This window comes from Streptomyces sp. NPDC058579, assembly GCF_042718575.1.
Lineage (GTDB): Bacteria > Actinomycetota > Actinomycetes > Streptomycetales > Streptomycetaceae > Streptomyces.
Map to the genome: position 1 here is coordinate 394872 of NZ_JBHXPI010000002.1, position 13083 is coordinate 407954.

The following is a 13083-nucleotide window of genomic DNA, read 5'->3' on the forward strand; positions in this document are numbered from 1 at the left end:
CGGGTGGGGGGTATGTGCAACACGGCACTGAACACCGTTGTCATAACATCTGACCTGCGGTGATGCGCGTTCGCCGGTACGGCGCGAGAAGGTGGGTCAGGACGGCCGTCCGGCACGGTTTGTGGGGCGGCGGGTCGATCACCCATGATGATCACCGTGGGGCCTGGCGCACTCGTACGGATTCGAGTGGGCCCGGGGGAGTCCGCCCCGCAAAGCCTCGGTGAACTCCGGTCATGTTCATCCGATAGCCTCAGCCGACGTGCCGCCGCCCGATGCCGGGCCGAGCCGCCGTGCCCGGGGCCGAGCCGTGAGCCCCGAGGGCCCGCCCGTCAGCTCCAAGGAGTGAGTTCGTCTGTCGACCGCCATCCTCACCGGTCCGCCGGTACCCGGATCTTCGCTCGACGGCGATCTGCGGTCGCTGGGTTTCGACGTACGGGTCGCCTCCGGCCCGCAGGACACGGGAGCGCTGCTCGCCGCCGTACCGGCCGGTGAACGGGTCGCCGTCGTCGACCCGCGCTTCGTCGGACACCTCCACGCCCTGCGCCTGGCCCTGACCGACCCCCGCTTCCCGGCCGCCTCGGCGCCCGGCGCGCTCAGCGCGCAGCCCGAGGCCCGCCCCGCGCTCGCCCGTGCGCTGACCGACGCGTACGCGACGGTGCCCGGCGCCCCCGCGGTGCCCGCCGCCACCGGCGAGAGCCTGCCCGACGCCCTCGCCGAGGCCCTCGACGCCGACGGCGTCGCCGTGCACCGGCCCGCGCTCGGCACGCTCGTCGCCGCCGTGCCGACCGACGCCGAGGCCCGCCACGAGGCCCGCGCCGCCGTCGCCGCCGTCGACGACGAGGCCGTACGACTGCGCTCCGCGGTGAAGGCCCACGACGGCTTCTTCACCACCTTCGCCGTCAGTCCGTACTCGCGCTACATCGCCCGCTGGTGCGCCCGGCGCGGTCTCACCCCCAACCAGGTCACCACGGCCTCGCTGCTCACCGCGCTCGTCGCGGCCGGCTGCGCCGCCACGGGCGAGCGCGGCGGATACATCGCCGCCGGGGTGCTCCTCCTCGTCTCCTTCGTCCTGGACTGCACCGACGGGCAGCTCGCCCGCTACTCCCTGCAGTACTCGACGATGGGCGCCTGGCTCGACGCCACCTTCGACCGCGCCAAGGAGTACGCCTTCTACGCGGGCCTCGCCCTCGGCGCGGCCCGCGACGGCGACGACGTCTGGGCGCTCGCGCTCAGTGCCATGGTCCTCATGACCTGTCGGCACGTCGTGGACTTCTCGTTCAACGAGGCCAACCACGACGCCACGGCCAACAGCAGCCCCACCGCCGCGCTCTCCAGCCGGCTCGACAGCGTCGGCTGGACCGTCTGGGTCCGCCGGATGATCATCCTGCCGATCGGCGAGCGCTGGGCCATGATCGCGGTCCTCACCGCCGTCACCACTCCCCGGATCACCTTCTGGGCGCTGATCGTCGGCTGCGCCTTCGGCGCCTGCTACACCACCGCCGGCCGCGTGCTCCGCTCGCTGACCCGCAAGGCCAAGCGCACCGACAGGGCCGCCCAGGCGCTCGCCGACCTGGCCGACAGCGGCCCCGTCGCCCAGGTCATCGCGCATTCGCCGGGCAGTGCCCGCGGCCCCTGGGTGGCCCCGCTGGTCGCGGCCTTCGGTGCGGCCGTCCTGCTGGTGGAGGCGGGCTGGAAGGACGTCGGCAGTCTCTGGGTGGTCCTGGCCGCCGTGGTGTACGCCCTGTCCGCCGGGGTCGCCGTCGCGCACCCCCTCAAGGGGCCCCTCGACTGGCTCGTCCCCCCGATCTTCCGGGCCGCCGAGTACGGCCTGGTCCTGATCCTCGCCGCCCGATCCGAGGTGAACGGCGCCTTGCCCGCGGCTTACGGGCTCGTGGCGGCCGTCGCCTACCATCACTACGACACGGTGTACCGCATCCGCGGCGGCACCGGCGCCCCGCCCACCTGGCTGGTGCGCACCATCGGCGGCCACGAGGGCCGCGTCCTGCTGGTGACGGTCCTCGCCGCCCTGCTGGCGAGCCGGGGCGACGACTTCGCCCTGGCGCTCACCGCTCTCGCGGTCGCCATCGCGCTCGTGGTGCTCGTGGAGTCCATCCGTTTCTGGGTGTCCTCCGGAGCACCTGCCGTACATGACGAAGGAGAAACAGCATGATTGGCCTCGTATTGGCAGCCGGTGCCGGACGGCGTCTGCGCCCCTACACCGACACGCTTCCGAAGGCCCTCGTGCCTGTCGACGGTGAGACCACCGTCCTCGACCTGACGCTGAAGAACTTCGCGGAGGTCGGCCTCACCGAGGTCGCCATCGTCGTCGGCTACCGCAAGGAGGCCGTGTACGCGCGCAAGGAGGCCCTGGAGGCCCAGTACGGCGTCTCGATCACGCTGATCGACAACGACAAGGCCGAGGAGTGGAACAACGCCTACTCCCTGTGGTGCGCCCGTGAGGTCCTCAAGCGCGGTGTGATCCTCGCCAACGGCGACACCGTCCACCCGGTCTCCGTCGAGAAGACCCTGCTCGCGGCGCGCGGCGACGGCCAGAAGATCATCCTCGCCCTCGACACGGTGAAGAACCTCGCCGACGAGGAGATGAAGGTCATCACGGCCGAGGGCAAGGGCGTCCAGAAGATCACCAAGCTCATGGACCCGGCCACCGCCACCGGCGAGTACATCGGTGTCACCCTCATCGAGCCCGAGGCCGCCGAGGCGCTCGCCGACGCGCTGAAGGCGACCTTCGAGCGCGACCCCGACCTCTACTACGAGGACGGCTACCAGAAGCTCGTCGACGACGGCTTCACCATCGACGTGGCGCCCATCGGCGACGTCAAGTGGGTCGAGATCGACAACCACGACGACCTCGCGAAGGGCCGTGAGATCGCGTGCCAGTACTGACCCGGCTGATCCCCTCGCCGGTCGTCGTCGACATCCGCCGGGGAGCGCTGGACGACCTCGCCGGCCTCCTGGCGGACCAGCGGATCTCCAGCAACGGCCGGATCGCCGTCGCGATCAGCGGCGGCTCGGGCCTGAAGCTGCGTGACCGCTTCGCGCCCGAGCTGCCGGGCGCCGACTGGTATCCGGTCGACGGCGGCACGATCGACGCGGCGGTCAAGCTCGCCGACGCGATGCGCGGCAAGCGGTACGACGCTGTGGTCGCCCTCGGCGGCGGCAAGATCATCGATGTCACCAAGTACGCGGCGGCCCGGGTCGGGCTGCCGCTGGTCGCCATCGCCACGAACCTGTCGCACGACGGCATCTGCTCGCCGATCTCCACCCTGGACAACGACAACGGGCGCGGCTCCTACGGTGTGCCGACCCCGATCGCGCTGGTCATCGACCTCGACGTGATCCGGGACGCCCCGGTGCGCTTCGTCCGCTCCGGGATCGGCGACGCGGTCTCGAACCTGTCCGCCATCGCGGACTGGGAGCTCTCGCACCGGGAGACCGGCGAGCCGGTCGACGGCCTCGCCGCGGCAATGGCCCGCAGCGCCGGCGAGGCGGTCCTGCGCCACCCCGGCGGCGTCGGCGACGACGACTTCCTCGTCACCCTCTCCGAGGGCCTGGTGATGTCCGGTATCGCCATGTCGATCAGCGGCGACAGCCGGCCCTCCTCGGGCGCCTGCCACGAGATCAGCCACGCCTTCGACCTGCTCTTCCCCGAGCGTGCCGCCAGCCACGGCGAGCAGTGCGGTCTCGGCGCGGCCTTCGCGATGCACCTGCGCGGTGCCGCCGAGGGCTCGCTCCAGATCGTCGAGACGCTGCGCCGCCACGGCCTGCCCGTGACCCCGCAGGAGATGGGCTTCAGCGTGGACGACTTCGTCCGCGCCGTGTCCTTCGCCCCGCAGACGCGCCCCGGCCGCTTCACCATCCTCGAACACCTCGAACTCTCCGACGACCAGATCAGGGACGCGTACGCCGACTATGCAAAAGCCATCGGTAGCTGAACTCCGCCCGGTCGTGCACCCGGCGGGCGTGAAGGACCGGCGCAGCGGTGAACACTGGGGCGGCCGCCTGTACATGCGCGAGATCTCGCTGCGCATCACCCGCCACCTGGTCAAGACCAGGATCACGCCGAACCAGCTGACGTACGTGATGACGATCTGCGGCGTCCTCGCGGCCCCCGCCCTGCTCGTGCCGGGCATCTGGGGCGCCGTACTCGGTGTCGTCGCCGTCCAGCTCTACCTGCTGCTCGACTGCGTCGACGGCGAGGTCGCCCGCTGGAAGAAGCAGTTCTCGCTCTCCGGCGTCTACCTGGACCGCGTCGGCGCGTACCTGTGCGACGCGGCCGTCCTGGTCGGCTTCGGGCTGCGCGCCTCGGACCTGTGGGGCGGCGGCCGGATCGACTGGCTGTGGGCCTTCCTCGGCACCCTCGCCGCGCTCGGCGCCATCCTCATCAAGGCGGAGACCGACCTCGTCGGCGTCGCCCGCCACCAGGGCGGGATGCCGCCGGTCAAGGAGTCGGCGAGCGAGCCCCGCTCCTCCGGCATGGCCCTCGCCCGCCGGGCGGCCGGCGCGCTGAAGTTCCACCGCCTGGTCCTCGGCATCGAGGCCTCCCTGCTGATCCTGCTCCTCGCGATCCTCGACGCGGTCCAGGGTGATCTGTTCTTCACCCGCCTCGGCGTCGCGGTCCTCGCGGCCATCGCACTCCTCCAGACGGTGCTGCACCTGGTGTCGATCCTGGCGTCGAGCCGACTGAAGTGAGGACCGGCTGACATGGCCAGGAGCGGGCGGACGACCGACATGACGACGAGCAGGGGGACGAGCGTGAGAACGCAGATGAAGCTGGGCGCGGTCATCATCACCATGGGCAACCGCCCCGACGACCTGCGCGCGCTGCTCGAGTCGGTGGCCAAGCAGGAGGGCGACCCCGTCGAGGTCGTCGTCGTCGGCAACGGCGCCCCCGTCACGGGGGTGCCCGAGGGCGTCCACACCATCGACCTGCCCGAGAACCTGGGCATCCCCGGCGGCCGCAACGTCGGCATCGAGGCCTTCGGCCCCGGGGGGCCCTGCGGCCCGGTCGACGCCCTGCTCTTCCTGGACGACGACGGGCTGCTCGAGCGCGGCGACACCGCCGAGCTGGTCCGCGAGGCCTTCGCGGCCGACGAGCGGCTCGGCATCATCAGCTTCCGGATCGCCGACCCGGAGACCGGTCTCACCCAGCGCCGGCACGTCCCGAGGCTGCGTGCCGCCGACCCGATGCGGTCCTCGCGCGTGACCACCTTCCTCGGCGGCGCCAACGCCGTCCGCACCCAGGTCCTCGACGAAGTCGGCGGTCTGCCCGACGAGTTCTTCTACGCGCACGAGGAAACGGATCTTGCCTGGCGGGCCCTCGACGCCAACTGGATGATCGACTACCGTTCCGACATGGTGCTGCTCCACCCCACCACGCCACCGTCCCGGCACGCGACGTACCACTACAACGTGGCCCGCAACCGGGTATGGCTGGCCCGGCGCAACCTCCCCGCACTCCTGGTTCCGGTCTATCTCGGTGTCTGGCTGCTCCTGACCCTCGCGCGGCGTCCCTCGGGCCCCGCGCTCAAGGCGTGGCTCGGCGGTTTCCGCGAAGGCTGGGCCACTCCCTGCGGACCGCGCCGGCCCATGAAATGGCGTACGGTGTGGCGGCTGACCCGACTGGGACGCCCGCCCGTCGTCTGACACGTGGTGCCTGACCACCGCGCATCTGAATACGAAAGTTCCGACCTGTGAGTGAGACAACCCACGACGGTGCGGTCGCGACGAGCGCCCCGCCATCCGTCGACGACCGCCTGACCCCGGCCGAGCTGGCCACCAAGTACGGTCTGTCGGTCAGCGGGGCCCGGCCCGGGTTCTTCGAGTACATCCGCCAGCTCTGGGGGCGGCGCCACTTCATCCTCGCCTTCTCCTCGGCGAAGCTGACGGCGCAGTACAGCCAGGCGAAGCTCGGACAGATCTGGCAGGTGGCGACCCCGCTGCTGAACGCCGGTGTCTACTTCCTGATCTTCGGTCTGATCCTGGGCGCCGGTCAGGGCATGCCGACCGAGGTGTACATCCCCTTCCTGGTCACCGGGATCTTCGTCTTCACCTTCACCCAGAGCTCGGTGATGGCGGGCGTACGGGCGATCTCCGGCAACCTCGGTCTCGTGCGGGCCCTGCACTTCCCGCGCGCCTCGCTGCCGGTCTCGTTCGCGCTCCAGCAGCTCCAGCAGCTGCTGTTCTCCATGATCGTGCTGGCGGCCATCGTGATCGCCTTCGGCAGCTACCCCTCGATGAGCTGGCTGCTCCTGGTTCCCGCGCTGTTCCTGCAGTTCGTGTTCAACGTCGGACTGGCCATGATCATGGCGAGGATGGGCTCCAAGACGCCCGACCTCGCCCAGCTGATGCCCTTCGTCATGCGCACCTGGATGTACGCCTCCGGCGTCATGTTCTCCATCCCGGTGATGCTCGCGGACAAGCCGGCCTGGATCGCCGACGTCCTCATGTACAACCCGGCGGCCCTCTACATGGACCTGATCCGGTTCGCCCTGATCGACGACTACGGCTCCTCCAACCTGCCGTCGCACGTCTGGATGGCGGCGCTGGGCTGGGCCCTCGCGGCCGGCATCGGCGGCTTCGTCTACTTCTGGAAGGCCGAGGAGAGGTACGGCCGTGGCTGATTCCACCCAGGGACGCGTTCCCACCGTCATCGCCGACGAGGTCCACATCGTCTACCGGGTCAACACCGGTGGCGGCGGCAAGGGCAGCGCCACCGCGGCCCTCAGCCGGATCGTCGGCAAGGGCAAGGCCGAGGTCTCCCGCGGCGTCCGCAAGGTGCACGCCGTACGCGGCGTCACCTTCACCGCCTACCGGGGCGAGGCCATCGGCCTCATCGGCAGCAACGGCTCCGGCAAGTCGACCCTGCTGCGCGCCATCGCCGGCCTGCTCCCCACCGAGAGCGGCAAGGTCTACACCGACGGCCAGCCCTCGCTGCTCGGCGTCAACGCCGCGCTGATGAACGACCTCACGGGCGAGCGCAACGTGATCCTCGGCGGTCTCGCCATGGGCATGAGCAAGGACGAGATCCGCGAGCGCTACGAGAGCATCGTCGACTTCTCGGGCATCAACGAGAAGGGCGACTTCATCAGCCTGCCGATGCGGACGTACTCCTCCGGCATGGGCGCCCGGCTCCGGTTCGCCATCGCGGCCGCCAAGAACCACGACGTCCTCATGATCGACGAGGCCCTGGCGACCGGTGACCGCAGGTTCCAGATCCGCTCCGAGGAGCGCATCCGGGAGCTCCGCAAGGAGGCCGGCACGGTCTTCCTGGTCAGCCACAGCAACAAGTCGATCAGGGACACCTGCGACCGCGTCCTGTGGCTGGAGAAGGGCGAGCTCCTGATGGACGGCCCCACCGAGGAAGTCATGCGGGCGTACGAGCGCGAGACCGCGAGGTAGCCCCTCCTCACCCCGTACGAAGGCCCCTGCCGAGCCGGCGGGGGCCTTCGCGTTCCCCGGCCCGCTCGGCGCCTCCCACCTGGAATGTTCATGCGGTCAACATCGGGCAGGATGAGCCCATGGCAGCGATCTCCGGGGGAAAGACCTACCACCACGGCGATCTGCGCAACGCGCTGATCTGTGCCGCCGTCGACCTCGCCACCGAGGGTGGTCCCGAACGCGTCGTGCTGCGCGAGGCGGCCCGCCGGGTCGGGGTCTCGCCCACCGCCGCCTACCGGCACTTCGAGGGCAGGGGAGAGCTGCTCAAGGCCGTCAAGACCCATGCCCTGCGGGCGCTCGCCGACTCCATGGAGCGGGCCGCCGAGCGGGTCCCCGGCGCCGACGACCCCACGGTCGCGGCCGAACTGCGCCTCGCCGCCCTCGGCCGGGGCTACGTCGGCTTCGCCCTGGAGCACCCCGGCCTCTACCGGGCGGCCTTCTGCACCCCGCGCGCGGCCTGCGGCGACGTCTGGGTGCCGCTCGGCCGCCCCGCCGAACCCGAACCCGAGATCCGCGCGTTCGCCCTGCTCACGGAGGCCGTGAACGCGCTGACCGGGGCCTGCCGCATCCCGCGCCGCGCCCGGCCCGCCGCCGAGGCCGCCGCGTGGTCGACCGTGCACGGACTGTCACTTCTGCTCCTCGACGGCCCGCTCGGCGGTCTCCCGGAGCAGCGCCGCGCGGACGTCGTCGAGTCCACCCTCGCCCTGGTGGTCTCCGGGGCCCGCGCCGTGCGGGCGCGGTCGGGAAGCTGAACTTCCGTTCCCCTGGGGCGGGTTGACGCACCGGGTGTTCTTTTCGCAAAGCGCCCGGCACCCCGACGAGGCACTCGGCGTTGTACAACGTAAGCTGTAGCGGTGCTGATTCGTGGCAAGTGGGTCGATAACCCCTAGGCATCCTCGGGCGTCAGGCGGTGAGCCGTCCGTGGCGGACCGGTGGCGTGTCCGAAATAGGATGGATTGGATCGGCAGTGTAGAACAGGAGATGTGACGGCCATGACGCGAAATCTCCAGCTCCACGAGGGTGTCGCCGTCCCCGCGTCGGGCAGCGGCCAGTGACGGGAACCCGGCAGGTGCGCACCGACGCCTCCTCGCGCACCACCCTCGACAAGGCCGCGGACGAGAACTTCCCCGTGGCCCCCTTCTTCCTGCCGCGCGCCTGGCGCGACGACCTCATGGCCGTCTACGGCTTCGCCCGGCTCGTCGACGACATCGGCGACGGCGACCTCGCCCCCGGCGGAGCCGACGCCCGCCACCTCGGCGTCACCCCCGAACGGGCCGAGGACCGCCTCGCCCTGCTCGACGCCTTCGAGGCCGACCTCATGCGGGTCTTCGACGGAACTCCGCACCACCCGCTGCTCCGCGCCCTCCAGCCGACCGTGCGCCGCCGCGGACTCACCCCCGAACCCTTCCTCGGCCTCATCGCGGCCAACCGGCAGGACCAGCTGGTGCGCCGCTACGAGACGTACGACGACCTCCTCGCGTACTGCGAACTCTCCGCGAACCCCGTAGGCCGGCTCGTCCTCGGGATCACCGGAACCGCCACCCCCGAGCGCCTCCGCCGCTCCGACGCCGTCTGCACCGCCCTGCAGATCGTCGAGCACCTCCAGGACGTCGCCGAGGACCTCGGCCGGGACCGGATCTACCTGCCCGCCGAGGACATGAAGCGCTTCCACGTCACCGAGGACGACCTCGCCCGGCCGACCGCGAACGCCTCGGTGCGCGCCCTGATCGCCTTCGAGGCCGACCGCGCCCGCATGTTGCTGCGCGACGGCACCCCGCTGGTCGCCAGCGTGCGCGGCAGGCTGCGGCTGCTCCTCGCCGGCTTCACGGCAGGCGGACTCGCCGCGCTCGACGCGATCGCCGCCGCCGGGTTCGACGTCCTGCCGGAGCCCCCCAAGCCCACAAAGCCGAGTCTGATGCGCGAAGCGGGAACGGTCCTGCTGCGAGCGCGGAGAGAGGGGTGAGCCGGACCGTGGAGGGACAGACGGAGACGTCGGCGCCGGTGCAGGCCGCGTACAGCTACTGCGAGGCGGTCACCGGACAGCAGGCGCGTAACTTCGCCTACGGGATCCGGCTCCTGCCGACCGACAAGCGACAGGCCATGTCCGCGCTGTACGCGTTCTCGCGACGCGTCGACGACATCGGCGACGGCCCGCTCGCGCCCGAGGCCAAGCGGGAGCGTCTGGAGGCGACCCGCGCGCTCCTGGACCGGGTGCGGCACGACAAGGTCGACGAGGACGACACCGACCCCGTCGCCGTGGCTCTCGCCGACGCCTCCCGGCGCTTCCCGATCCCGCTCGGCGGCCTCGACGAGCTCATCGACGGCGTCCTCATGGACGTGCGCGGCGAGACGTACGAGACCTGGGACGACCTCAAGGTCTACTGCCGGTGCGTCGCGGGCGCCATCGGCAGGCTCTCGCTCGGGGTGTTCGGCACGCAGCCGGGAGCGCAGGGTGTGGAACGCGCCTCGGAGTACGCCGACACCCTCGGCCTGGCGCTCCAGCTCACCAACATCCTCCGGGACGTCCGCGAGGACGCCGGCAACGGGCGCACCTACCTGCCCGCCGACGACCTCGCCAAGTTCGGCTGCGGCGAGGGCTTCGGGAGCGAGACCCCGCCCGCCGGATCCGACTTCGCCGGCCTCGTCCACTTCGAAGTCCGCCGCGCCCGCGCCCTGTTCGCCGAGGGCTACCGGCTGCTGCCCATGCTCGACCGGCGCAGCGGCGCCTGCGTCGCCGCCATGGCAGGGATCTACCGCCGCCTGCTCGACCGGATCGAACGCGACCCGGAGGCGGTGCTGCGCGGCCGCGTCTCGCTGCCCGGCCGCGAGAAGGCGTACGTCGCCGTGCGCGGCCTCTCCGGCCTCGACACCCGCAACATCTCCCGACGGACCGTCAGGAGGCGTGCCTGATGCGACGGTCCGCGGCCCGGCACCGGGCAACCCCACGCCGTACGACGGCGTCCCTGCCTGCGACGGCCCGAGGGGAGGCGGCATGACCGAGCGTGAGACGGGCCGGGACGGCGCCGCGGCGCGCGCCGTCGTCGTCGGCGGCGGGCTCGCCGGAGTCACCGCCGCGCTCCAACTCGCCGACGCCGGGCTGCGCGTGACCCTCCTCGAAGGCCGCCCGCGGCTCGGCGGGCTCGCGTTCTCCTTCCGCCGCGGCGAACTCACCGTCGACAACGGGCAGCACGTCTACCTGCGCTGCTGCAACGCGTACCGGTGGTTCCTCGACCGGATCGAGGGCGCCCACCTCGCACCCCTCCAGGACCGGCTCGACGTACCCGTCCTGGACGTCGCCCACCCCCGGGGCCCCCGCCTCGGCCGGCTGCGGCGCACCAACCTGCCCGTACCGCTGCACCTCGCCAAGAGCCTGGCGACCTATCCGCACCTCTCCCTCGCCGAGCGGGCGAGCGTCGGCCGCGCCGCGCTCGCGCTCAAGCGCCTCGACCCCGCCGACCCGGCCCTCGACGGCATCGACTTCGCCACCTGGCTCGGCCGCCACGGCCAGTCCCCGCGCGCCATCGAGGCCCTCTGGGACCTGGTCGGCGTCGCCACCCTCAACGCCACCGCACCGGACGCCTCCATGGGCCTGGCCGCCATGGTCTTCAAGACCGGACTGCTCTCCGAGCCCGGCGCCGCCGACATCGGCTGGGCCCACGTGCCCCTCGGCGAGCTGCACGACACCCTCGCCCGCAAGGCCCTCGACTCCCTCGGCGTCCGCACCGAACTGCGGACCAAGGCCGAGCGGATCTCCCGTACCGAGGACGGCCGCTGGGCCGTCGACGTACCGGGGGAGACCATCGAGGCGGACACCGTCGTCCTCGCCGTCCCGCAGCGCGAGACCCGCGAACTGCTCCCCGAGGGCGCCCTCGACAACCCCGACCGGCTCCTCGACATCGGCACCGCGCCCATCCTGAACGTGCACGTCGTCTACGACCGCAAGGTGCTCAAGCAGCCCTTCTTCACCGCGCTCGGCTCCCCGGTGCAGTGGGTCTTCGACCGCACGGACTCCTCCGGTCTCAAGGACCCCGGCCAGTACCTGGCCGTCTCCCAGTCCGCCGCCCAGGACGAGATCGACGCGCCCGTCGGCGCCCTGCGCGAGCGCTACCTCCCGGAACTGGAGCGGCTGCTGCCCGCCGCGCGTGGCGCCGGCGTCCGGGACTTCTTCGTCACCCGGGAGCGGACGGCGACGTTCGCCCCCACCCCGGGAGTCGGGCGGCTCCGCCCCGCCGCCCGCACCCACGCCCCCGGCCTGTACCTGGCCGGCGCTTGGACCGCCACCGGCTGGCCCGCGACCATGGAGGGCGCCGTCCGCAGCGGTTTCAGCGCCGCGGGCGCCGCGCTCTCCGCCCTCGGCCGCCGCCATGAACATCCGCTGCAGGAGGCGGCATGAGTGTGAGTACTGGAACAAGAGGAGAGACCGTGCCGACTGTGCCCCCGGTGAACCCGGCCGTCGACACCGCGGACGTCACCGCTCTGCTGGAGCGGGGGCGGGCCCTGTCCACCCCCGTCCTGAAGGCCGCCGTCGACCGGCTCGCCCCGCCCATGGACACCGTCGCCGCCTACCACTTCGGCTGGATCGACGCCCAGGGCAACCCCACCGACGCCGACAGCGGCAAGGCCGTGCGCCCCGCCCTCGCCCTGCTCTCCGCCGAGGCCGCCGGTGTCGCCCCCGAGGTGGGCGTCCCCGGCGCCGTCGCCGTGGAGCTGGTCCACAACTTCTCGCTGCTGCACGACGACCTGATGGACGGCGACGAGCAGCGGCGCCACCGCGACACCGTCTGGAAGGTGCACGGCCCCGCGCAGGCGATCCTCGTCGGCGACGCGCTCTTCGCGCTCGCCAACGAGCTGCTGCTCGAACTCGGCACCGTCGAGGCCGGCCGGGCCACCCGCCGGCTGACCACCGCCACCCGCAAGCTGATCGACGGGCAGGCCCAGGACATCTCCTACGAGCACCGCGAGCGGGTCACCGTCGAGGAGTGCCTGGAGATGGAGGGCAACAAGACCGGCGCCCTGCTCGCCTGCGCCGTCTCCATCGGCGCCGTCCTCGGCGGCGCCGACGACCGCACGGCCGACAAGCTGGAGGAGTACGGCTACCACCTCGGCCTCGCCTTCCAGGCCGTCGACGACCTCCTCGGCATCTGGGGCGACCCGGAGTCGACCGGCAAGCAGACCTGGAGCGACCTGCGCCAGCGCAAGAAGTCCCTGCCCGTCGTCGCCGCCCTCGCGGCCGGCGGACCGGCCTCCGAGCGGCTCGGCGAGCTGCTCGCCGCCGACGCCAAGAGCAACGACTTCGACACCTTCTCCGAGGAGGAGTTCGCCACCCGCGCGGCCCTCATCGAGGAGGCCGGCGGCCGGGAGTGGACCTCCGACGAGGCCCGCCGCCAGCACGCCATCGCCGTCCGTGCCCTGCACGAGGTGGACATGCCCGAGCGCGTCCGGGCCCAGCTCACCGCGCTCGCCGACTTCGTCGTCGTACGGAAGAGATGATCACCATCACCCTGATATGAGTGCGCGGTCGCGGGGCGGGGGCCCCCCCCCCCCCCCCCCCCCCCCCCCCCCGGGACGCCAAAAAAACCAAAATAAACACCCCCCACAAAGACGGTTAAAAAAAAACACGCCCCC

13 protein-coding genes are annotated in these 13083 nt (G+C 71.9%); 12 read left to right on the forward strand and 1 reads right to left on the reverse strand.

The genetic code is table 11. The features are described from left to right. Positions 1-250: 250 nt before the first annotated feature. Entirely contained in the window at positions 251-529 is a 279-nt protein-coding gene (locus ACFWRO_RS04660) for a hypothetical protein (protein WP_384504265.1), read from the reverse strand. Between ACFWRO_RS04660 and ACFWRO_RS04665 the strand changes: the two genes are divergently transcribed. The 12 genes from ACFWRO_RS04665 to ACFWRO_RS04720 all read left to right on the forward strand — a co-directional run bounded on the left by ACFWRO_RS04665 (position 410) and on the right by ACFWRO_RS04720 (position 12948). Further along, positions 410-2170: a DUF5941 domain-containing protein gene (locus ACFWRO_RS04665; RefSeq protein WP_384504507.1), complete on the forward strand. Its 1761-nt coding sequence runs from the start codon at positions 410-412 to the stop codon at positions 2168-2170. The two genes, ACFWRO_RS04660 and ACFWRO_RS04665, sit on opposite strands and share 120 nt — an antisense overlap. Then, a complete protein-coding gene (locus ACFWRO_RS04670) occupies positions 2167-2904 on the forward strand; it encodes a sugar phosphate nucleotidyltransferase (protein WP_384504267.1) in 738 nt (245 codons plus the stop codon). Before ACFWRO_RS04665 ends, ACFWRO_RS04670 begins: the two co-directional genes overlap by 4 nt. Beyond that, entirely contained in the window at positions 2892-3953 is a 1062-nt protein-coding gene (locus tag ACFWRO_RS04675) for an iron-containing alcohol dehydrogenase family protein (RefSeq protein ID WP_384504269.1), read from the forward strand. Before ACFWRO_RS04670 ends, ACFWRO_RS04675 begins: the two co-directional genes overlap by 13 nt. Further along, positions 3931-4710: a CDP-alcohol phosphatidyltransferase family protein gene (locus ACFWRO_RS04680; protein ID WP_384504270.1), complete on the forward strand. Its 780-nt coding sequence runs from the start codon at positions 3931-3933 to the stop codon at positions 4708-4710. Before ACFWRO_RS04675 ends, ACFWRO_RS04680 begins: the two co-directional genes overlap by 23 nt. Before the next feature lie 75 nt (positions 4711-4785). Next, entirely contained in the window at positions 4786-5664 is an 879-nt protein-coding gene (locus ACFWRO_RS04685) for a glycosyltransferase (protein WP_362003195.1), read from the forward strand. A gap of 47 nt (positions 5665-5711) precedes the next feature. Then, the gene (locus tag ACFWRO_RS04690) at positions 5712-6641 is read left to right on the forward strand and encodes an ABC transporter permease (protein ID WP_384504272.1); all 930 of its coding nucleotides are present in this window, start codon (positions 5712-5714) and stop codon (positions 6639-6641) included. Next, positions 6634-7419, forward strand: coding sequence for an ABC transporter ATP-binding protein (locus tag ACFWRO_RS04695; protein ID WP_384504273.1), 786 nt, complete (start codon positions 6634-6636; stop codon positions 7417-7419). The genes ACFWRO_RS04690 and ACFWRO_RS04695 overlap by 8 nt, the downstream gene beginning before the upstream one ends. A gap of 119 nt (positions 7420-7538) precedes the next feature. Then, positions 7539-8210 (forward strand): TetR/AcrR family transcriptional regulator, encoded by a 672-nt coding sequence (locus ACFWRO_RS04700; RefSeq protein WP_384504275.1) that lies wholly within the window; start codon positions 7539-7541, stop codon positions 8208-8210. A gap of 299 nt (positions 8211-8509) precedes the next feature. Beyond that, the gene (hpnC, locus tag ACFWRO_RS04705) at positions 8510-9421 is read left to right on the forward strand and encodes a squalene synthase HpnC (RefSeq protein WP_384504277.1); all 912 of its coding nucleotides are present in this window, start codon (positions 8510-8512) and stop codon (positions 9419-9421) included. Next, a complete protein-coding gene (gene hpnD / locus ACFWRO_RS04710) occupies positions 9418-10368 on the forward strand; it encodes a presqualene diphosphate synthase HpnD (protein WP_384504279.1) in 951 nt (316 codons plus the stop codon). Before hpnC ends, hpnD begins: the two co-directional genes overlap by 4 nt. 82 nt (positions 10369-10450) lie before the next feature. After that, positions 10451-11851 carry a hydroxysqualene dehydroxylase HpnE gene (gene hpnE / locus ACFWRO_RS04715; protein WP_384504281.1) on the forward strand — a complete coding sequence of 467 codons (1401 nt, stop codon included), beginning with the start codon at positions 10451-10453 and terminating at the stop codon, positions 11849-11851. Continuing rightward, positions 11848-12948 carry a polyprenyl synthetase family protein gene (locus ACFWRO_RS04720; RefSeq protein WP_384504283.1) on the forward strand — a complete coding sequence of 367 codons (1101 nt, stop codon included), beginning with the start codon at positions 11848-11850 and terminating at the stop codon, positions 12946-12948. The genes hpnE and ACFWRO_RS04720 overlap by 4 nt, the downstream gene beginning before the upstream one ends. The last annotated feature ends 135 nt before the right edge of the window (positions 12949-13083 follow it).